Here is a 20,605-nt window from a genome sequence, read left to right on the forward strand (position 1 = left end):
GCCGCTCGACTCCTTACTCGGCGGCGTCGACCGTCTCGGTCTCCGCGCCGGGGGCGTTCGCCTTCACCTTCGTGACGGCCTCGACCGCGTTCGACCGGGAGGCGTACCCCTCCCCGGAGTCGGCGAGCACGTTGCCGTTGCGGTGGCGGAGCCGCCAGCGCCACTCCTCGGCCGCGTCCTCGTAGACCTCGAAGGCCGCGTCGCCGACCTCCAGCACGTCCGCGTCCGGGACGTGGGCGCGGACGCGCTCGATCGCGTCCGTCGCGTTCGACTTCGAGGCGTACCCCTCGCCCGAGTCGGCGATGACGTTGCCGTTGCGGTGGCGGAGCCGCCAGCGGTAGTCGCCGCCCTCGTCCGCGTACAACTCGAAGGTCGCGTTCGCGTCGCCCGCGGCGTCGGCCGCCTCGTCGGCGTCGAGGTCGGCGACGGCGGCGTCGGCGGCGTTCGACCGGACGCTGTCGAGCCCCTGGCGGGCCTTCGAGCGCGACGAGTACCCCTGGCCGGAGTCGGCGAGCACGTTCCCGTTCTCGTGGACCAGCCGCCAGCGTCACTTCCCGGCCGCGTCGCGGAACAGCTCGAAGGCGGTCGGATCGACGCGGAGGTAGTCCGCGGCGGCGACGTGGTCGCGGACCGTCGCGAGCGCGCGCTTCGCGTTCGACTTCGAGGCGTACCCCTCCCCGGAGTCGCCGACGACGTTGCCGTTGTCGTGGCGGAGCCGCCAGCGCCACTCCTCGGCCGCGTCCTCGAACAGCTCGAACGTCGCCGCGCTCTCCGGCTCGTCGTCGCTCGGGACCGCCACCGCCGGCTCCGCGGCGTCCTCTGGCTCCGGCCCGTCGTCGTCGGCGACGGGCTCGGCCTCCTCGACCGCGGTCTCGATCCGGAGGAGCCCGGCGCCGCGCGCGTTCCGCCGGACGCTGTGGAGCCCCTGCTGGGCCTTCCCGCGGCTGCTGTACCCCTGGCCGGCGGTCGCGATGACGTTGCCGTTGCGGTGGCGGAGCCGCCAGCGCGGCCTCCCGCTCGCGTCCTCGAACAGCTCGAACCGGGCCTTGCTCTCGCGGAGCGACGCTATCTCGTCGCGCGCGGCCGCGACGTCGGCGTCGAGCTCGTCCGCGCGCTCCTCGGCGGCGGCCAGCTCCTCGCGGGTCGCGGCCAGTTCGTCCTCCGTGGACGCCAACTCCTCCCGGGCCGCCTCCAAGTCGGCGCTCGTCTCGTCGCGCTCGGCGGTCGCCGCGGCCGCCTCGCCCCGCATCCGCTCGTAGTCCTCGTACACCGGGTCGGAGAGCAGCGGGACGACCGTCCCCGCGAGCCCGACGAGGAGCAGTCCGACGCCGTACAGCGCGATCACGGTCGGGTCGCCGGACGCGGTGAACCAGCCGTCCGGGAAGATGTTCACGAACCAGACGACGCCGAGGACGCTCACCGCCGTGCCGAGGTAGCCGAGAAACGTCCCGGTCCGCCGCAGCGGGAAGCGGATCACGGCCCCGAGCATGACGAACGGGGGCGCGAGCGCCGCGAGCGCGTACCCGATGCCGCGGGCGGCCGTCGCCGATTCGGTGAGGAAGAACACCGCCACCCCGGCCAGGCCGAGCAGCACGCCGAACCCGAACAGCCAGTAGCCGTTCACCTCGTCGGTCGTCCGCGGCGTGCCGATTCGCCGTTCGTACAGGCCGCCGTTCCGATCCCGTTTGTCAGTCGTTCCCATACGAAGGCCTCTCCGGCCATCCGGTTATAAATAGGGGTCGCGGCGGCGGTCCTCTGGCGCTCCGCCGGGCTACCGCGACCCGAGCGTTTACCCGTCGAACGGTCCCTCGTACGGGCATGTACGCGCTCAGAGGCGGGCGAGTCGTCGACGCGGCGGGAAGTCGCGAGGCCGACGTGGCGGTCGCGGGCGGCGAGATCGTCGCGGTCGGCGACGCGGAGCGCGTCGACGAGGCGGTCGCGGGGATCGGCGACGGCGACGGGAGCGACGCGGTCACCGAGGTCGACGCCGACGGGAAGATCGTCGCGCCGGGGCTGATCGACGCGCACGTCCACCTCATGATGGACGGGCGCCCGGACGTCTCGACGGCGGTCGCCGACAGCGACTACGCCGCGAGCTACCGGGCCGCGAGCAACCTCGAAGCGGCGGTCGAGGCAGGGGTCACGACGGTCCGCGACCTCGGGAGCCGGGGGACCCTCGCGCTCGACGCGGGCGAGGCCGTCGCGGCCGGCGACATCGACGGTCCCCGCGTCCTCGCCTGCGGTCGGAACGTGATCATGACCGGCGGCCACGGCAACTGGTTCGGGCGCGAGGCCGACGGGCCGGCCGAGGTCCGGAAGGCGGCCCGCGAGCAGCTGAAGGCGGGCGCGGACGTGCTCAAGTGCATGGCGACCGGCGGCGTCCTCACCGAGGGCGCGGTGACCGGCGCCCCCGAGCTGACGCCCGAGGAACTCGACGCGTTCACCGACGCGGCCGCGCCGACGGACACGCCGACCGCGGCCCACGCCCACGGCGAGGCGGGGATCAAGAACGCGGTCGAGGCCGGCATTTCGAGCGTCGAGCACGGCACCTTCATGGACCGCGAGGCCGCCGAGATGATGGCCGACCGGGGGGTCTACTGGGTCCCGACCGCGAGCGCGCTCCGCGGCATCGTCGACAACGGCGTCGAGGCCGGGATCCCCGAGGACGCCGTCGCGAAGGCCGAGGACGCCGCCGACCGCTTCGACGACGCCTGGGACCACGCGCTCGACGCCGGCGTGCCGATCGCGATGGGCACCGACGCCGGCACGCCGTTCAATTTCTTCGCGGACGTCCCGCAGGAACTCGCGCACATGGTCGACTACGGTCTCTCGCCCGAAGCGGCGCTGGAGGCCGCCACCGTCGACGCCGCCGACCTGCTCGGGCTCGACGACGTGGGGGTGATCGAAGAGGGGTACCGCGCCGACCTCCTCGTCCTCGACGCCGACCCGACAGAGGACGTCGAGGCGTGGCGGGAGCCGGAGGCGGTGTTCGCTCGCGGCGAGCGGATGGTGTAAAAGAGAATCTTTCTCGGTCGGCGCGTGCCGACGAGCGGCCGGAGGCCGCGAGTCGCTCGCGCGAGGGAGTCGCGGGGGGGGAAAACCCCCCCCCCCCCAGCGGGGGGGGGGGGGGGGGGGGGGGGGGGTGGGGGGGGGGGGCGGCTCCGCCCCCCCGCGACGAGGCTGGGGAGGTGCGAGGTGCGGGGCCGTTGCGGTCGGGTGGGATTCAAAGGGGCAGCCGCGAGGACGAAGCCCGGCGCAGTAAGCACTGGAAGGAGCGAGTGAAACGAGCGACTGAAGCGCGCAACAAGCCGCGCGAGTCCTCGCGGCTGGGGCTTTGGAGATGTTCACTGCTGATCCATCATTATCTGCTTATAAACGAGCGGCTGGGGCTTTGACAGCCTTCACCGCCGATCCGCAATCAGGTATTTATAAGCGAGCGGCCGGGACTCCTGAGGCCTTCACCGCGAAGTCCGAACGGAAGCCGAACCTGTATTATTAACCCGAGCCGCCGCAAGGATCGCCCGATGACGAGCGCGCAATCCGGGTCGTCGCCCCGGCACGCGGACCCGGACGAGAACCCCTACGTCGAGGCGCCGCCGACCGACTTCGAGCCGGTCGAGGAGCTCTCGGAGGGCGAGGCCGCCGAGCAGGCGTCGCTGCTCCGGGCGGCGGTCCGGGAGCACGACCACCGGTACTACGTGGAGGCGGACCCCCTGATCCCGGACGAGACGTACGACCGGCTGTTCGCCCGACTGGAGGCGCTGGAGGACGCGTTCGACCTCCCGACGGAGGGCTCCCCGACCCGTCGCGTCGGCGGCGAGCCGCTCGACGAGCTGGAGACCGTCGAGCACGTCGCGCCGATGCGCTCCATCGACAACGCGACCGACGCCGACGCGGTCCGGGAGTTCGACGAGCGGGTCCGGAGCGGGCTCGACGACGAGGGGTTCGACCCCGACGACGTCGCGTACGTCTGCGAGCCGAAGTTCGACGGGCTCTCCGTCGAAGTCGTGTACGAGGACGGCGTCTACGCGCGGGCCGCCACCCGCGGCGACGGGACCGAGGGCGACGACGTCACGGAACAGGTGCGGACGATCCGGTCGGTCCCGGGGCGGCTCCGGGGCGACCCGCCGGCGACGCTGGCGGTCCGCGGCGAGGTCTACATGCCCCGCGACGCCTTCGAGGCGTACAACGAGGAGCTGGTCGAGCGCGGCGAGGAGCCGTTCGCGAACCCCCGCAACGCCGCGGCCGGGACGCTCCGCCAGCTCGACCCCGCGGTCGTCGCCGAGCGCCCGCTCGACGTCTTCTTCTTCGACGTGTTGGCGTGGGAGACCGGCGAGGAGCGGGCGGCCGGAGACGAGGGCGGTGACGAGTCCGACGCCCCGCGGCGCCCGGACGCCCACTGGGCCGAGTTCGACGCGTTCGACGCCTTCGGGCTCCGCCGGACCGACCGGGTGGAACGCGTCGGCGACGTCGAGGCGGCGATCGACTACCGCGACCGCCTCATGGCCGAGCGCGACGACCTGAACTACGAGATCGACGGCGTCGTGATCGCGGTCGACGACCGGGCGCACCGCGAGGCGCTCGGGTCGACGTCGCGGGCGCCGCGCTGGGCGTTCGCCCACAAGTTCCCGCCCCGGACCGCGACGACGACCGTCGAGGGCGTCACGGTCCAGGTGGGCCGCACCGGGCGGCTCACGCCCGTCGCCGAGCTCGACCCCGTCGACGTCGGCGGGGTCACGGTGTCGCGGGCGACGCTGCACAACCCCGCCGAGATCGAGGCGCTGGGCGTGAACGTCGGCGACCGCGTGCGGATCTACCGCGCCGGCGACGTGATCCCGTACGTCCCCGAGGTCGTCGAGAAGCGCTCCGAGGGCGCCTACGAATTCCCCGAGCGGTGCCCCGTCTGCGACGCTCCCGTCGAGCGCGACGGCCCGCTCGCGTTCTGTACCGGCGGGCTCGGCTGCCCGGCGCAGCTGGAGCGGGCGGTCGAACACTGGGCGCGGCGGGACGCGCTCGACGTCGAGGGGCTGGGTCCCGAGCGCGTCGAGCAGCTCCGCGAGGCCGGGCTCGTGGAGTCGCTGCCGGACCTCTACGACCTGACGGTCGAGGAGCTCGCCGCGCTGGAGGGGTGGGGCGAGACGAGCGCCGAGAACCTCGTCGCCGAGCTGGAGGCGACGCGGGAGCCGCCGCTCGACGCCTTCCTCGCCGGGCTCGGGATCCCCGACGTGGGGGCGACGACCGCCCGCGCGCTCGCGGCGGAGTTCGGCGACCTCGACGCGATCCTCGACGCCGACGAGGAGGCGCTCCGAGCGGTCGACGACGTCGGTCCCGAGGTGGCCGACTCGATCCGGACGTTCCTCGACAACGAGGAGAACCGGGCAGCCATCGAAGGGCTCCGCGAGCGCGGCGTCGAGCCCGAGTCGGTCGAGGTCGAGTCCGGCGACGCGCTCGACGGGCTCACGTTCGTCTTCACCGGGTCGCTGTCGACGACGCGGAGCGAGGCGCAGGCGCACGTGGAGGCGCACGGCGCGGACGCCACGTCGAGCGTGTCGGGCAACACCGACTACCTCGTCGCCGGCGAGAACCCCGGGCGGTCGAAGCGGGACGACGCCGAGGACGAGGGCGTTCCGGTGCTCGACGAGGACGAGTTCGCCGACCTCCTCGCGGAGCGCGGCGTGGCGTGGCCCCCCGAGGAGTAGAGAGCGCCCCCAACGCCGTCCGTCGGGGTCGGCGCGACCCGCAACCCTTTATCCGGAGACGCGGGAACGGAGGGGTATGACCGCCATCGAGCTGCGCGGCGTGCGGAAGGAGTTCGGCGACGTCACGGCCGTCCGCGACCTCGACCTCACCGTGGCGGAGGGCGAGGTGTACGGGTTCCTCGGCCCGAACGGCGCCGGCAAGTCGACGACGATCGACATGCTGCTCGACCTCGTCCGCCCGACCGCGGGGACGGTGCGCGTGCTCGGGCGGGACGCCACGGGCGACGGGGTCGCGATCCGACGGCGGACGGGGGTGCTCCCGGACGGGTTCTCGGTGTACGACCGGCTCTCCGGCCGGAAGCACGTCGAGTTCGCGGTCCGGTCGAAGGAGGCCGACGACGATCCGGACGACCTCTTGGAGCGCGTCGGCCTCCTCGACGACGCCGACCGCAAGGCCGGCGGCTACTCGAAGGGGATGCGCCAGCGGCTCGCCCTGGCGATGGCGCTCGCCGGCGAGCCCGACCTGCTCGTCCTCGACGAGCCCTCCTCCGGGCTCGACCCCGCGGGCGCGAAGGAGATGCGGGAGATCGTCGAGCGCGAGGCCGACCGCGGCGCGACCGTCTTCTTCTCCTCGCACATCCTCGAACAGGTCGACGCCGTCTGCGACCGGGTCGGCATCCTGCGCGACGGCGAGCTCGTCGCCGAGGACTCCGTGGAGGGGCTCCGCGAGGCCGTCGGCGGCGAGGAGACGCTGGAGATCGCGGTCGGCGACGCGACCGGGGCGAACGGCGCGGACGACGCGGCCGTCGCGGCCGTGCGCGCCGTCGACGGCGTCAGCCGCGTCGACCGCGACGGCGACGCGCTCGTCGTGAGCTGCGCCGACGGCGCGAAGACCCGCGTCATCGCCGCGCTGGAGGACGCCGGGGTCGCCGTCGACGACTTCCACACGCGCGAGGCGTCGCTGGAGGACCTCTTCCTGGCGTACACGGAGGGTGACACGCCGACGGCCGACGGGGACGAATCGGGTTCGGATCCGCCCGGTGACGACACCGCCGACGAGGAGGTGGACCGATGAGCCTCGCCGCCATCGCGGAGAAGGACTTCCAGGACGCGGTGCGCTCGCGCGGGATGATCGCCCTCGTGGCGCTGTTCTCGCTGCTCGTCGCCGTCTTCGCGTTCGTCATCAGGCCGACGGGACAGGGCGAGCAGTTCGCGACGGAGCTCCTCCTGCGATTCTTCGTGAGACCGTTCCTCGTGACGACGCTCGTCCCGCTCGTCGCCGTCGTGATCGGCTACAACGCCGTGAGCGGCGAGCGCGAGTCCGGCTCCCTGAAGCTGCTCCTCTCGCTGCCGCACTCGCGGGCCGACGTCGTCTTCGGGAAGGTCGTCGGGCGCGGCGTCGCGCTGTCCGTCGCGGTGTTCGCCGGCTTCCTGCTGCCCGCCGCCGTGCTGGCCGTGCTCGCGCAGACCGGAGGGCTGGCGGCGTTCAACGCCGGCTCGTACTTCGGGTTCACCGTCTTCGCCGCGGTGCTCGGGGTCGTCTTCGTCGCGATCGCGGTCGGCTGCTCGGCCGCCGCGTCGACGCAGCGCCGCGCGCTGATCGGCGGCGTCTCGGTCTACGTCCTGTTCGTGCTGCTGTGGAGCGCCGTCACCGGGCAGTTCCTCGGCGCCGCGGGCGGGATCGTCGACCCCCTGCCGGTGTCGACGGAGCAGGTCCGGACGTTCCTCCGCGTGTCAAACCCGACGACCGGCGTCGAGATCCTGTCGAACGCGTTCCTCGCCGAGCGGCTGTTCGCCGGCGAGAACGTGAACCGGCAGATCTCCGCGGCGTCGATGCTCGTGTTCTGGACGGTCGCGCCGCCGCTGGTCGGGCTCTGGAAGTTCGACGCCGACGACCTGTAGGAGGGGACGGCGGCGACGACCGGGGCCTCACCCCGACGACCTACGCCGTCGCGCGCTCGATCGCCGCTTCGAGGTCGGCGACGATGTCGGCGGGGTCCTCGATGCCGACCGAGAGCCGGACCATGTCGCCGGTGACGCCGGCCGCCTCCTGTTCCGCCTCGGTCAGCTGCTGGTGGGTCGTCGACGCCGGGTGGATGACGAGCGTCTTCGCGTCGCCGACGTTCGCGAGCAGCGACGCGAGGTCGGCGTTCTCGACGGTGCCCTTCGCGGCCTCGTAGCCGCCCTCCAGTCCGAAGGTGATCATCCCGCCGTAGCCGCCCTCCAGGTACTCCGTCGCCTCCGCGTGGGTCTCGTGGCTCTCCAGCCCGGGGTAGTTCACCCACGCCACGTCGTCGTGGTCGTCGAGGTACTCGGCGACGATCCCGGCGTTCTCGCAGTGGCGCTCCATCCGGAGCGGGAGCGACTCCGTCTGCTGGAGCGTGTTCCACGCGTCGAACGGCGACTGCTGGTCGCCGAGGTCGCGGAGCCCGCGGGTCACCGCCGCGAACGTGAACGCCGCGTCACCGAACTCGTCGACGAAGTTGATCCCGTGGTACGCCGGGTTGTCCTGTGCGATCTCCGGGAACTTCTCGGGGTACTCGCCCCACGGGAAGGAGCCGCCGTCGACGAGGACGCCGCCGACGGTGGTGCCGTTGCCGGTGAGCCACTTCGTCGTCGACTCCCAGACGAGGTCCGCGCCGTGGTCGAGCGGCCGGCAGAGGTACGGCGTCGCGAACGTGTTGTCGACGAACAGCGGGACGCCGCGCTCGTGGGCGATGTCGGCGATCCGCTCGATGTCCGGCGTGACGAGGGCCGGGTTCCCGATCGTTTCGAGGTGGACGTACGCCGTGTCCCCGTCGATGGCCTCCGCGTACCCCTCGTAGTCGAGCGGGTCGACGAACCGCGTCGAGACCCCGCGGCGCTCGACGGAGTGCGTGAGGTAGGTGTAGGTACCGCCGTACAGCGCCGACGAGGAGACGACGTTGTCGCCGGCCGACGCGAGCATGAACGTCGCTAGGTCGAGCGACGCCATCCCCGACGACGTGGCGACCGCGCCCACGCCGTTTTCGAGGGAGGCGATCCGCTCCTCCAAGGCGGCGTTCGTCGGGTTCATGATCCGGGAGTAGACGTTGCCCGCCTCCTCTAACGCGAACAGCCGGGCGGCGTGGTCGGCGTCCTCGAACTCGTAGGAGGTCGTCTGGTAGATGGGCGTCGCGCGGGCGCCGGTCGCCGGGTCCGGGTTCGACCCCGCGTGGACGCTTCGGGTGCTGAACTCGCGGTCCGCGTCGTCCTCGTCGGATGGCATGGATCGACGTGCGCGCGCCTTATATTTAAAAACGGTCGGAGCGGTCGGGCGTTACCGGTTTCTCGGAGACGCCGGTTTCTGGTGGGGGCAGATCCCTCCGAGATGTCGGCCAGTCCCTCCGAGACGCCGGCGGCGCGCCGGTCGCTCGTCGCCGTCGAGGACGGCGTCGGTTCGACCGATATCACCGACCAACCGTGACGCCCGTCTCGACCCTAGCGCGTGTGACGGCCCGCGGTGACGGTGACGACTCCGTTCCCGCATTCGACCACCGCGCGCTCCTCGGGGGTATCGCCGACCAGGCACTCGGCGCTGTCGCTCGCATCTTCATCCAACGTCGCCTCCACGCGGTACGTCGCGCGGTCGACCGGGAGCCGCACGCTCGCGGTCTCCGACGGCTCGACGCTCACGGAGCGGTCGACGACGACCTCGTCGCGCGAGTCGACGAGCCTCACGGAGAGCGTGTTGACCGTCGCGGCGTCGTAGTTCCGGACCGAGAGGCTCTCGGAGCTCGGCGTCCGGCGATCGGGTCGGTCCGAGGCGGGGGGTTCGCTCTTCGTCTGAAGGACTTGCATGTGTGGGATAACGGCTCGTTAACTCATATATACTACAGCCCGGTTTCCGACTCGGAAACGACCGTCCCTCCCGATGCGGGTGAGAGTCGAGGGCCGGTGGCGGCCGATCGGTCCGTCTCGCGACCGGCGACGCCGCGGGCGAACGGGCGGGGATCAGTCCTCGATTCGAAGCGTGATCTCGGTTCCGTCGTCGCCGGCGTCGTACTCGATCGTCCCGTCGATCTCGTCGACCACCATGGTGACGATCCAGAGGCCGATGCCGCTCCCGTGGTTGAGCACGTCCTCGGACCCGCGTTCGAGCACCGCCAGCTCGCTCTCCGGGATGCCGCGGCCGTTGTCCTCGACCGTGATCACCGCGCCGTCGGCGGTCGCTTCGAGCGCGACCCGGACCGCGGCGTCGTCGCGGGGGTTGTGCTCGGCGGCGTTTTCGACGAGGTTTTCGAGCGCGTGTGAGACGTCCGGCGTCACGGTGACCGAGCACGACGCGGGACAGTCGGTGACGAAGGACGTATCCGGGTACGCCCGGTCGTACTCGTCGACGATATCGGCGATGAGCCCCGTCAGCTCGACCGACGTCGTCCGTCCGCGATGCTCGACGATCTCTTTCATCACGCGGCTCTTCGCGCTGACCGAGAGGAGGTCGTCGGCCGCGGCGGCGGCGTCGTGCGCTCGGTCCCGCGCCTCGCCGTCGAGCCGATCGACCAACGCCCGGTTGTTCGCCTTCACGACGTCGACCTTGTTGCGGATGTTGTGTCTGAGCGCGCGGGTGAGGATCTGGTTGAGCAGGTCGAGGTTCTCCTGTTGCCGCCGCCGGGTCGTCAGATCGCGGGCCGTGATCGCGAGCCCCCGACTGTCCCCGAACGAGTCGAGCGACGCGGCGTACAGCCGATAGATCCGGTCCTCGCCGTCCCGGGCGAGCGTGACCTCGGTCCGGCTCGTCTCGGGGTCGTCCAGCGGCACGGCGTCGACGACGGCCTCGGGGAGCGCCGCGTCGGCCTTCCGGCCGGAAGCGAGGCCGTCGAACGTCGCGCTCGCCGGTGCGTTGAAGTCCACGACCCGCCGTTCCGGGTTCAACACGATCACCGGGGCAGTGATCCCGTCGATCACGTCGGACGTGTCGACCGGCGTGTATCCGAAGAGGTCGTACCGGTACAGGCCGACCACGTACGAGACGCCCACGACCGTCACGGCCAGCGCGGGGTAGTCGACGCCGGACACGGCGTGCGGGATCGCCGACTCGAACACCTCGACCAAGACCGCTCCGGACGTGGCGAGGAACACGAGCGCGACCTGCCACGCCTGGACGTAGTTCGTGGTCAACAGCTTGTACAGGATCAGCCCGGAGCCGACGGCGAACGCCGCCAACGCGAGCAGTTCGACGACCCCAGCGAGCTCGGTATCGGTCCACGTGACGAACGTGAACGGGTCCTCGACCGTCGTCGGGTCGGTGTTCGTGACGGCCGCGACGGGCGGGAACGACTCCACGGCGAGCATCCCCGCGGCGACGGCGCCGAGCGGGTACGCGACCAGCGGTCGAGCGAGCGCGTCGCGATAGCCCACGTACACGGCGGCGAAGTAGAGCCAGACCAGCGTCATCAGCACCTGAAAGAACTGCTCGACGAGATGGAGCTCCCAGGCGAGCGAGAGCGGACCGACGATCCTGAGCAGGACGGTCGCGTTCCACGCGACGGTGACGGCGAGGAACGCGAACAGCGCCCGCGCGGCGTATCGGTCTCGTCGGCGGTACGTCCAGACGGCGCTCCCGAGGCTGAGGACACACGAGAGGCCGAATCCGAGCACGTGCCAGAAGAGTACGCTACCGAATTGAGGGAGCATGAGACGGGCTCGCGGGGAATTATCCGCGTATACTACTCGCTGTCACATAATTCTTGACTGAACTGTTCCGTGTGCGACCCCGCCTTTTCTCGGAGTCGTGAGCGACGAACCGAGACCGCTTCTCGTGGCGAGTTGTGCGGAGGGGTCCTATTCGCCGTCGCGTGGAACGAGCGGATCGCGAACCGGGAAAGGGAGCGGTTCGCGTGTCGAGCTTATCCGGAGCGTGCGGCCGCGGGAGAACCGCTAAAGTCCCCCGTCGCCGACGGCGCGGTCGTGACCGCCCGTCGCGGCGGGGCTCGCCCCGCCGCTCCGCTCGACGGTGAACCCGTCGAGGAGGTCCTGGAGTCGGTCGGCCTCCGACGAGAGCGCGCCCGCCTCCTCCGTCACGGCGCTCATCGCCGCGTGCTGCTCCGCCGCCGTGTCGACGACGTCGTTCGCTTCGGTGGCCGTCGACCGGCTGATGCCCTCGACTTCCTCGACCATCGTGACCGCCTCCTCGGTGCTGGCCGCCTGCTCGTCGGTCGCGTGGCTGATCTCCTGAATCCCGTCGTCGGTGTCGGCCGCGTGGGTCGCGACCGACCCGAACGCCTCCACCGCGTCTCGGACGGCGGTCGCGCTGTCGGACATGTGCCGTTCGGCCTCGCGCACCGTTTCGACCGTTTCGGTCGTCTCCGACTGCGTCGCCGCGATGAGCTCCTCGATCTCTTTGGCCGCGTCCTGGGTCTCCTCGGCCAGCTGTTTCACCTCGTCGGCGACCACGGCGAACCCGTCGCCCCCGGCCGCCCCGTCGCCCGACCCGGTGCGTGCGGCCTCGATGTTCGCGTTCAGCGCGAGGATGTTGGTCTGCTCCGCGATGTCGGCGATCAGATCGACGATCTCGCCGATGTCGCTCATCCGCTCGTCGAGCGACCGGACCTTCGCGACCGTCGTTTCCGTCGCCTCCTGTGAGTCCTCGACCCGGTCCATCGCCCCTTCGGCCGACCGCTTCCCGGCCTCGGCCACGTCCGACGTCTCCTCGGCCGCCTCCGCGACCGTCTCCGTCGACGACGCGACCTCCTCGATCGTCGCCGAGAGGTTCGACATTTCGCCCGACACCTCGGTCAGCATCTCGCGCTGCTCGTCGGCGTCGGCGGCGATCTCCTCGACCGACTCCGTGACGTCCTCGCTCATCGCCTCCGCGTCGGCGGTGCCCTCGCGAACGGTCTCGCTCGCCCGCGAGACGTCGTCGGCGAACGACTGAACCCGACCCATCGTCGCGCCGATCTCGTCCAACATCTCGTTGAACGCGGTCCCGATCCGCTCCATCGCCTCGCTCTCGCTGTCGGCGTCGAGCCGGACCGTGAGGTCGCCCTCCGCCGCGCGGTTCATCGCCGCGCTGTAGTCGTCGGCCTTCGACTCCAAGTGGGCGTTGAGCGACTCCACCTCCCGTTTCCGTTCCTCGGCGGTCGCCTTGGCCGCCTCGGCGTCCTCGACTTCCTCCTGTTTGGCCTCCGCCAACGCGAGCTTCGCCTCGGCCTCCTCGCGCGACTTCTCGATCGAGTACCAGTTCACCATCAGCGTCGCCGCGAGCAGCGTGATGAACCCGGCGTGGACGCCGCCCCACGCGATCGGGTTCTGGATCGCGGCGGCGTGGTTGTAGACGAGGCTCGAATCGATCAGGCTGAACGTCCCGTGGCCGACCGCGACGTACCCCATCCCGACCGCGAACGGGAGCCAGTCCTCGTAGAGCGCCAGCACCGCGACGAAGACGAAGAAGTGGAAGTGAGCCTCGATGTATCCGCCGGAGAACTTCACCAGGGCCATCGAGATCGTCATCCCGCTGAACGCCGCGGCGGTCGTCCGCTGGCGCCGGCCGAGCCACGGGAGCGCCGCGACGACCGCGGGCACGCCGACGCCGCCGGCCATCGCCAGGAGCATCCACGTCGGGATCGCCGGAATTTCGGCCTCGAAGACCGGGAGCGTGCCCTGGTACAGCCCGAGGCCGAACAGAAGCGGGACCTGTACCGCGATCGTGACGAGGATGTTGCGGTGGCGCCGGTCCCACATTTCGGCGGGGATCGACGTGCCGTCCGGGACGTATCGGAGAACCTCCCGGAGCGATCCGCCGGTGTCGTCACCGCCCCCTGCCGCGCCGTCGTCCACGCCGTATGCAGCCATATCGACTCGCCGTCGATCGCTTCCTGTAAAAGCGCTTTCGCGCCCGTTTGCACATCTAATAATCGGGGCGGCGAGTGTCGGACGTCGAGGTGTTCGAGTCGGAGTGCGACGAACCGTGACGCGAGGGGCGGTCACAGCGCTCGTCCGGTAGCGATTCACCCGGCACCGTCGACGGCCCGGCCGGACGCGACGTACGGGACGGCTCGTGCGAACCGTTAACAGCGTCGAAGCGTAACCCGGGTTATGGGAACTCAAGGTCCGCGCGACGACACCCTCGAATTCGAGGACGCGGTCGGCGGCATCCCGGACGCCGTCTGGCAGTACACGGCGCTCGGCGCCGCGCTGCTCGTCGGCCTCGCCCTCCTCAGTCAGAGCCTCGTCTTCGGCGTCGGCGCGCTCGCGGTGTTGCTGGCGGCGGTCACGGTCGTCAGCGCGGTGGAGATCGTCGACGCCTACGACAAGGAGGCGCTCACGGTGTTCGGCGAGTTCCGGAAGCTGTTGGAGCCCGGCGTCCACCTCATCCCGCCGTTCGTCTCGCGGACGTACGCGTTCGACATGCGGACCCAGACGATCGACGTGCCGAGCCAGTCGGCGATCACGCGGGACAACTCGCCGGTGACGGCCGACGCGGTCGTCTACATCAAGGTGATGGACGCGAAGAAGGCGTTCTTAGAGGTCGACGACTACAAGAACGCCGTCTCGAACCTCGCACAGACCACGCTCCGGGCCGTCCTCGGCGACATGGAGCTCGACGACACGCTCTCCCGGCGCGACCAGATCAACGACCGCATCAACGAGGAGTTAGACGAGCCGACGGACGAGTGGGGGATCCGCGTCGAGGCGGTCGAGGTCCGCGAGGTCAGCCCGTCGCAGGAGGTCCAGCGCGCGATGGAGCAGCAGACCGGCGCCGAGCGCCGCCGCCGCGCGATGATCCTCGAAGCGCAGGGGGAACGCCGCTCGGCGATCGAGCAGGCGGAGGGCGACAAGCAGTCGAACATCATCCGCGCGCAGGGCGAGAAGCAGAGCCAGATCCTCGAGGCGCAGGGGGACGCGATCTCGACGGTGCTGCGCGCGCGCTCCGCGGAATCGATGGGCGAGCGCGCCATCATCGAGCGCGGCATGGAGACCCTCGAAGAGATCGGGAAAGGCGAGTCCACGACGTTCGTCCTCCCGCAGGAACTCACGAGTCTGGTGGGGCGCTACGGGAAGGCGCTGTCCGGCTCGGACGTGCAACAGATGGAGGGGTTGGAGGGGAAGGAGTTCGACGAGGAGACGGAGAAGCTGCTCGGGCTGGAGGACATCGAGAGCGCCTTGGAACAGCTCGACACCGTGGCCGACAGCGACCTCCGGACCGACGAGACCCGGGACGCGGACGCGGCCCGCGACGTCGACCTCGATCGGCAGGGGGACGGGACCCGCGAGGCCGACCGCGACATCGAACTGGAGACGGAGAGCGAGCGACCGAGCGACTGATCGGCGCGGCGACGCGACGGACGCGGCGGGAGGCGACGGCGGACCCGACTCAGGGCCGCCAGCGCTCGGGGTCGACCGCCCAGAGGAGCCCGACGGCGGCGGCGCCGCCGACGCCGCCGGTGACGAGCGACGGGGGCTCGGACGCCCCGACCACGAGCGCCGCGAGCAGCAGGACCGACCCGGCGAGGAGCGCCGGGGTGTCCTCGGCGACCGTCGCCTGAACCACCGGGGCCACGGCGCCGCCGACGACGGCTCCGGCGGCGATCCGTGCCGGCGGGCCGGAGGCGAGGGCGTCGTAGGCCGCCGGGGTCGTCGCCGTCGCGGGGACGGACCCGGGATCGACGACGAGGCCGACGCCGAACGCGAGCGCGGCGCCCGCGCCGAAGACCGGCGCGACCAGCGCGGGGCGGGCCGAGCGGTCTGCGCCGGCCGCGGCGGCCGCGCCGCCGACGAGCAGGACCGAACCGGCCGCGAGGAGCGGGGGCGTCGCCAGGAGCGAGAGCGGCGAGACCACCGCGGACGCGACCCCGTCGGCCGACGGCGAGGGGACGACGGCCGGTGCGAACGTCCCCGCGTAGCCGAGCGCGGCGACGCCGAGAAGGATGAGGACCGGTCCGAGGAGGCGACTGCGGAGCGTTGGCATGGGCGATCGGACACCGCCCGGACACAAAACGATCGCGGGACCGGGCGGGCGTCGACGGTCGGCCGGCCCGTCATGCGCTCGTCACACCGTGATACCGGCTCGCTCGCCGCCGACGGCGACGATCACGCGCTCCGGGGGGCCGCGCTCGTCCGAGAGCCGGAGCAGGAGCGTCTTCACGACCGGGTCGTCGGTCTCGATCTCCCCGCGGACGCCGCCCCGATCGACCGCGATCCGGAGGGAGCGGTCGCCGATGCGGCTGACTCCCCCGAGGCGGAGCCTGACCGCGGGCGCCGTGAGCCGCTGGGCGATCACGAGGACCGCGTCGCCGCCGCCGTCGGCGAAGTCGGTGCGACCGACGAACTCCCGGGACGCGGCGGCGTTCGCCTTGAGCGCGCCGCGGGCCGCGGCGGCCGAGCGGAAGGAGGTCGCGTGGGTCGACAGCCCTTCCGGACGGGCGAGGACGCTGCGGCCGTCGACCAGCGGGTTGCCGTCGACGTACCGGCTCCGGACGGCGAGGTCGGCGGGGGTCGCGGCGGCGACGTCGTGGAGGCGATCGACGCACCCGGCGGTGGCGAGCGCGAGCGCGCCGGCGACGATCCCGCGACGGTACACGGTCGCGATTGCGACGCACCGGCGTAAAACCCCGTCGTCGCAGTGACGCGCGGTGAGAATCGGAGGCGCTACTCGTCGACCATCGGCGCGGGGACGCCCTCGTCGCCCGCGTCGAGCTCGAAGGCGCGCCGGAGCTCCGCGATCCGGTCGCGGATGTCCGCCGCCAGCTCGAACTCCAGGTTGCTCGCGGCCTCGTCCATGCGCGCTTCGAGCGCCTCGATCTGCGCTTTCGCCTCGTCCTCGCTCTCCACGTCGCCGACGCTGACCGACGAGGTGTCGGTCTTCGATCCGGGGAGGTTCGTCTCGCCCACCGGCTTGTCGATGGTGGTCGCCTCGTAGCCGTGTTCCTCGTTGTACTCCAGCTGGATCTCGCGGCGGCGCTGTGTCTCCTCGATCGCCGCCTCCATCGAGTCGGTCACCTCGTCGGCGTAGAGGACGACCTCGCCGTTGACGTTGCGGGCGGCCCGGCCCATCGTCTGGACGAGGGTCGTGGTGGAGCGGAGGAATCCCTCCTGGTCGGCGTCGAGGATGGCGACGAGGCTCACCTCCGGGATGTCGAGCCCCTCCCGCAGGAGGTTGATCCCGACGAGCACGTCGATGTTGCCGAGGCGGAGGTCGCGGATGATCTCGTGGCGTTCGAGGGTGTCCGTCTCGTCGTGCATGTACGCCACGTCGACCCCGGCCTCCTCGAAGTACTCCGTGAGGTCCTCGGCCATCCGCTTGGTGAGCGTGGTGACGAGCACGCGCTCGTCGCGCTCGATCCGCTCGTCGACGCGGTCGAGGAGGTCCTCGACCTGTCCGGTCGCCTCCGTCACCTCCACCTTCGGGTCGACGAGGTGGGTGGGACGGACGATCTGCTCGACGATCCGGTCGGAGGTCTCGCGCTCGTAGTCGCCCGGCGTCGCCGACACGTAGAGGGTCCGGTCCGTCTTCTCCTCGAACTCCTCGAAGGTGAGGGGGCGGTTGTCGTAGGCGGTCGGGAGGCGGAACCCGTTCTCGACGAGCGAGTCCTTCCGCGACTTGTCGCCCTCGTACTGGCCCTTGATCTGGGGGATCGTCTGGTGTGACTCGTCGACCACCGTGAGGAAGTCGTCCGGGAAGTAGTCGAGCAGGGTGTACGGCGCGTCGCCCGACTCGCGGTCGTCCATGTGGACCGAGTAGTTCTCGATCCCCGAGCAGTAGCCCGCCTCCCGCAGCATCTCGATGTCGAAGGTGGTGCGCTCCTCGATCCGCTGGGCGGCGACGAGGTCGCCCTGCCGCTCGAAGTAGCTGACCCGCTTCTCCATCAGCTCCTCGATCTCCGCGATCGCCTGCTCCAGCTTGTCGTCCGGGATCGAGTAGTGCTCCGCCGGGTGGAGCATCACCGCCGGCTCCTCCGAGACGACCTCCCCCTTCATCGGGTCGACCTTGATCATCCGGTCGATCTCGTCGCCCCACAGCTCGACCCGGACCGCGTACCGCCCGTACATCGGGTAGACCTCGACGGTGTCGCCCCGGACGCGGAAGGTGCCCTGCGTGAAGTCGACGTCGTTGCGCTCGTAGTTCAGGTCGACGAGGTCGGCGAGCAGCTCCTCGCGGCCGATCTCCTCGCCGACCTCCAGCCGCAGGGCCATGTCCCGGTAGTTCCCCGGGTCGCCGAGCCCGTAGATGGCCGAGACGGAGGCGACAACGATCACGTCGTCGCGCGTCAGGAGCGACCGCGTCGCGGAGTGGCGGAGGCGGTCGATCTCCTCGTTGATCGACATCTCCTTGTCGATGAACGTGTCGGTCTGCTCGACGTACGCCTCCGGCTGGTAGTAGTCGTAGTAGGAGACGAAGTACTCCACCGCGTTGTCCGGGAACAGCTCGCGGAACTCCTCGTACAGCTGGGCCGCGAGCGTCTTGTTGTGGGCCAAGACGAGGGTCGGCTGGTCGAGCGCCTCGGCGACCCACGAGACGGTGTTCGTCTTCCCGGAGCCGGTGACGCCGAGGAGGGTCTGCTTGTCGGCGCCCGACTCGAACCCCTCGACCAGCTCCTCGATCGCCTCGGGCTGGTCGCCCGCGGGCTCGAACGGGGCGTCGACGCGGAGGGGGCGGTCGACGGTCGGGCGGTCCTCCGAGAGGGGGGAGTCGGCGTCGCTCACGATAGGCGTTGTTGGCGACGGAGACACTTGAGCGGCCCGGGGGACCGGCGGCGACGTGGTCCCGTGCGAGCGGTCACATCCCTCTGCGAATGTCTTTCGTATCGATCCCTCGCGACAACAACCCGACATTCTCGTTCGGCGATCGCTCTCCGGTTCCGGTCAGATGGACGAGCGGAGCGTCTACGGCGGTCGCGCTCGCATGGGCTCGATTCTCGTCGTCGTCGGAGATTCCTCGCGTGCTATGCGCGAATGAGGCTCAGTTTCTCGGAACCCATACCCAAGATATCGACTTCCTCGCCCGAGTTTATCACTCCCGTCTCGATCCTGCCCGTTGATGCGAGTTTCTCTTCCACCGATAGCGCTCCGTCTCCGGCCAGATGGACGAGCGGGGCGTCTACGGCGGTTGCGCTCGCGTAGGTCGGCCCCTCGTCGCCGTCATCGTCTCCCTGTCTGCCGAGTATCTTGACGTTCACGGCGTTGAGTCCCTTCCGCCCCTTATCGGTCTGTGTCAACGCGTGCGACGCCATCGCCTCGATCAGTTCCGCCTTGTTCATCTCGGTTCCCTGTACCCGAGCGCTACCGATCGCTGACCCGTATCGGCTCCGGTCGCGAGAAAATCCCTCGACGATGCGGTCGTCGAAGTCGTCGCTCGCGATGTCGTCGGGGGTTACGCTCGCGATCTCGGTCGGCCCCTCGTCGAACAGGAGGGTCACCGAATCCTCGTACAGCGCGCCCTCGTCGAGGATCCACCCGCCGGCGAAGACGAGCTGATCGTCGCGGACGATCCGCCGGACGTAGAACAGCCCGGGCAGCGGACACGGGCAGTCTGCCGGCGTCACGGCCACGGGACAGACGAGCGTCGGGCTCACCGACACGTCGCCGTCTCCCGGCATCACCATATCCCTGTCCTCGCCCAGGATGATCTCGCCCCACGAGTCGAGCGTCTCGGGCTCGCGGAGGGTGCCGTCGGACGCGACGAAGACGCACTTCCCGTCGGCGTCGGCCGACGCCGGCGCGCCGCTCACGACGGCGCCGCCCTCGGTGCTGTAGCCGACGATACCCCGGTTCTCGGTGCGGTACGTGTCGAGTTCGGCCGAGAGAATCGTCTGACAGGCGAGGTCCCGGTGGAGCGACACGGGACCGTCGATCTGGATACAGCCGTCGTCGTCGTATTCGATCCCGAACTGCGGACGGTATTTATTGTGGAACGGCGTGTGTCGTCCGCCCTCCTCGTGCGACGCGGCGAAGTAGCTGAGCACGCGTCCCGGCGTGAGTTCCCCGGCGAGCGAGCCGAGGTCGCCCGGCAGACTGGCGTCGGGCAGGCAGACGGCGAAGCGCTCGCCGACGGTCGGCGTGCCTCGCAGGTACTCGATACTGTCGATGACCCGCGGTCGCCCGGGGCGCCGTTCGACGAGGACGTCGTCGAGCCGCTCGATGTCTCCGAGGACGATCTCCTCGACGCCCGCGAGTTCTCGCACCGCCACGGCCCAGTTCTCGTCGTCGACGGCTCGACGTGCGATCCGAACGCCCTGCGCCCGAATGTCCGAGTTCTCACGGACGGTCTCACAGACGCCGGTCCCGCACTTGTCGAGTTTCGGTCTGAGGGCAGTCTCGGTGTCGTCGATGAACGCATCGAGGGCGCGTTTCGCTTCGTCCGGGGCGCGTCGCTCCACGGCGTCCCGTGCGGTCACGACGTGGCCCAGCAGCCCGAGTTCGACCTCCAGAATGCCGTCCGCGTCATCGTCGTCGTCGACGATGTCGTCGTCGGGACCGACCACCGACGAGTATTTGTTCGAACGCGAGGAGTTGTAGTCCTGAGCTTTCGTCGTCCCGCTGACCGAAAATCCTTCGAGTTCGATTTCCCGGGAGTCGGCCCGAGCTGTCGCCGGCACATACGCGATATCGATCGGGCCGGTGCGGAGGACCTGCGTCTGGCCGCTGCTTCCGTCGTCGGTGGTGCTACCCGCTCGCTCGTCTACCGGCGGCCGTCCGGCGTAAAACGCCGCCGGCGTGGAGACCGTCGTCCCGAGCACCTGCTCGCCGGCGCGGTCCACCAGCCCGTCGAGGTCGGAACATCCCGCGAGCCCGCCGAGCGCGACTACCCCGCCGGCGGCGAGAACCGCCCGTCTCGTCGGTCCGAGCCCGTCGGTACGGCCTCCGGTTCGGCGTCTCGCGTCGGTGGGTTTTGTACTCATACGATATTCATAATGTTTTATAAGTATATAAGATAGAGTATATTATCG

13 protein-coding genes and 1 pseudogene are annotated in these 20,605 nt (G+C 70.6%); 5 read left to right on the top strand and 9 right to left on the bottom strand.

The window, feature by feature from the left end; all coding sequences use genetic code 11:
* Window positions 1–13: 13 nt before the first annotated feature.
* A pseudogene (locus tag NO900_RS03190) lies at window positions 14–1,702 on the bottom strand (YegP family protein).
* Between the two features lie 116 nt (window positions 1,703–1,818).
* Here NO900_RS03190 and NO900_RS03195 point away from each other — a divergent pair.
* From NO900_RS03195 to NO900_RS03210, 4 genes are all read left to right on the top strand, one after another.
* A complete protein-coding gene (locus tag NO900_RS03195; RefSeq protein ID WP_256407762.1) occupies window positions 1,819–3,015 on the top strand; it encodes a metal-dependent hydrolase family protein in 1,197 nt (398 codons plus the stop codon).
* A 509-nt stretch (window positions 3,016–3,524) separates the two neighbouring features.
* Window positions 3,525–5,699, top strand: coding sequence for an NAD-dependent DNA ligase LigA (gene ligA / locus NO900_RS03200; protein ID WP_256407763.1), 2,175 nt, complete (start codon window positions 3,525–3,527; stop codon window positions 5,697–5,699).
* Window positions 5,700–5,775: 76 nt separating this feature from the next.
* A complete protein-coding gene (locus tag NO900_RS03205) occupies window positions 5,776–6,774 on the top strand; it encodes an ABC transporter ATP-binding protein (protein WP_256407764.1) in 999 nt (332 codons plus the stop codon).
* Entirely contained in the window at window positions 6,771–7,601 is an 831-nt protein-coding gene (locus tag NO900_RS03210) for an ABC transporter permease subunit (RefSeq protein WP_256407765.1), read from the top strand. The genes NO900_RS03205 and NO900_RS03210 overlap by 4 nt, the downstream gene beginning before the upstream one ends.
* A gap of 40 nt (window positions 7,602–7,641) precedes the next feature.
* Here NO900_RS03210 and NO900_RS03215 read toward each other — a convergent pair whose 3' ends face one another.
* The 4 genes from NO900_RS03215 to NO900_RS03230 all read right to left on the bottom strand — a co-directional run bounded on the left by NO900_RS03215 (window position 7,642) and on the right by NO900_RS03230 (window position 13,511).
* Window positions 7,642–8,946, bottom strand: a complete 1,305-nt coding sequence (locus NO900_RS03215) for an O-acetylhomoserine aminocarboxypropyltransferase/cysteine synthase family protein (protein WP_256407766.1) — start codon at window positions 8,944–8,946, stop codon at window positions 7,642–7,644.
* Between the two features lie 212 nt (window positions 8,947–9,158).
* A complete protein-coding gene (locus NO900_RS03220; RefSeq protein WP_256407767.1) occupies window positions 9,159–9,518 on the bottom strand; it encodes an Ig-like domain-containing protein in 360 nt (119 codons plus the stop codon).
* Window positions 9,519–9,671: 153 nt separating this feature from the next.
* On the bottom strand, window positions 9,672–11,318 hold the full coding sequence (locus NO900_RS03225; RefSeq protein WP_256407768.1) for an ATP-binding protein: 1,647 nt from the start codon (window positions 11,316–11,318) through the stop codon (window positions 9,672–9,674).
* Between the two features lie 279 nt (window positions 11,319–11,597).
* Window positions 11,598–13,511: a methyl-accepting chemotaxis protein gene (locus tag NO900_RS03230; protein WP_379791540.1), complete on the bottom strand. Its 1,914-nt coding sequence runs from the start codon at window positions 13,509–13,511 to the stop codon at window positions 11,598–11,600.
* 243 nt (window positions 13,512–13,754) lie between these two features.
* Here NO900_RS03230 and NO900_RS03235 point away from each other — a divergent pair, with 243 nt between their 5' ends.
* Entirely contained in the window at window positions 13,755–14,984 is a 1,230-nt protein-coding gene (locus NO900_RS03235; protein ID WP_256407769.1) for an SPFH domain-containing protein, read from the top strand.
* 49 nt (window positions 14,985–15,033) lie between these two features.
* Here NO900_RS03235 and NO900_RS03240 read toward each other — a convergent pair whose 3' ends face one another.
* The 4 genes from NO900_RS03240 to NO900_RS03255 all read right to left on the bottom strand — a co-directional run bounded on the left by NO900_RS03240 (window position 15,034) and on the right by NO900_RS03255 (window position 20,557).
* The gene (locus NO900_RS03240) at window positions 15,034–15,627 is read right to left on the bottom strand and encodes a hypothetical protein (protein ID WP_256407771.1); all 594 of its coding nucleotides are present in this window, start codon (window positions 15,625–15,627) and stop codon (window positions 15,034–15,036) included.
* Window positions 15,628–15,708: 81 nt separating this feature from the next.
* Window positions 15,709–16,239: a hypothetical protein gene (locus NO900_RS03245; RefSeq protein WP_256407772.1), complete on the bottom strand. Its 531-nt coding sequence runs from the start codon at window positions 16,237–16,239 to the stop codon at window positions 15,709–15,711.
* A 68-nt stretch (window positions 16,240–16,307) separates the two neighbouring features.
* Window positions 16,308–18,362 (bottom strand): excinuclease ABC subunit UvrB, encoded by a 2,055-nt coding sequence (gene uvrB, locus NO900_RS03250; protein WP_256407773.1) that lies wholly within the window; start codon window positions 18,360–18,362, stop codon window positions 16,308–16,310.
* A 239-nt stretch (window positions 18,363–18,601) separates the two neighbouring features.
* Complete coding sequence (locus tag NO900_RS03255; RefSeq protein ID WP_256407774.1) at window positions 18,602–20,557, bottom strand: hypothetical protein; 1,956 nt, start codon at window positions 20,555–20,557, stop codon at window positions 18,602–18,604.
* Window positions 20,558–20,605 lie beyond the last annotated feature (48 nt).

The sequence above is a fragment of the Halorubrum rutilum genome (assembly GCF_024494565.1).

Bases quoted from the DNA above. Each gene is read 5' to 3' on its own strand.
- NO900_RS03195 (WP_256407762.1), top strand. From the start codon at position 1,819: ATGTACGCGCTCAGAGGCGGGCGAGTCGTCGACGCGGCGGGAAGTCGC.
- ligA (WP_256407763.1), top strand. From the start codon at position 3,525: ATGACGAGCGCGCAATCCGGGTCGTCGCCCCGGCACGCGGACCCGGAC.
- NO900_RS03205 (WP_256407764.1), top strand. From the start codon at position 5,776: ATGACCGCCATCGAGCTGCGCGGCGTGCGGAAGGAGTTCGGCGACGTC.
- NO900_RS03210 (WP_256407765.1), top strand. From the start codon at position 6,771: ATGAGCCTCGCCGCCATCGCGGAGAAGGACTTCCAGGACGCGGTGCGC.
- NO900_RS03215 (WP_256407766.1), bottom strand. From the start codon at position 8,946: ATGCCATCCGACGAGGACGACGCGGACCGCGAGTTCAGCACCCGAAGC.
- NO900_RS03220 (WP_256407767.1), bottom strand. From the start codon at position 9,518: ATGCAAGTCCTTCAGACGAAGAGCGAACCCCCCGCCTCGGACCGACCC.
- NO900_RS03230 (WP_379791540.1), bottom strand. From the start codon at position 13,511: ATGGCTGCATACGGCGTGGACGACGGCGCGGCAGGGGGCGGTGACGAC.
- NO900_RS03235 (WP_256407769.1), top strand. From the start codon at position 13,755: ATGGGAACTCAAGGTCCGCGCGACGACACCCTCGAATTCGAGGACGCG.
- NO900_RS03240 (WP_256407771.1), bottom strand. From the start codon at position 15,627: ATGCCAACGCTCCGCAGTCGCCTCCTCGGACCGGTCCTCATCCTTCTC.
- NO900_RS03255 (WP_256407774.1), bottom strand. From the start codon at position 20,557: ATGAGTACAAAACCCACCGACGCGAGACGCCGAACCGGAGGCCGTACC.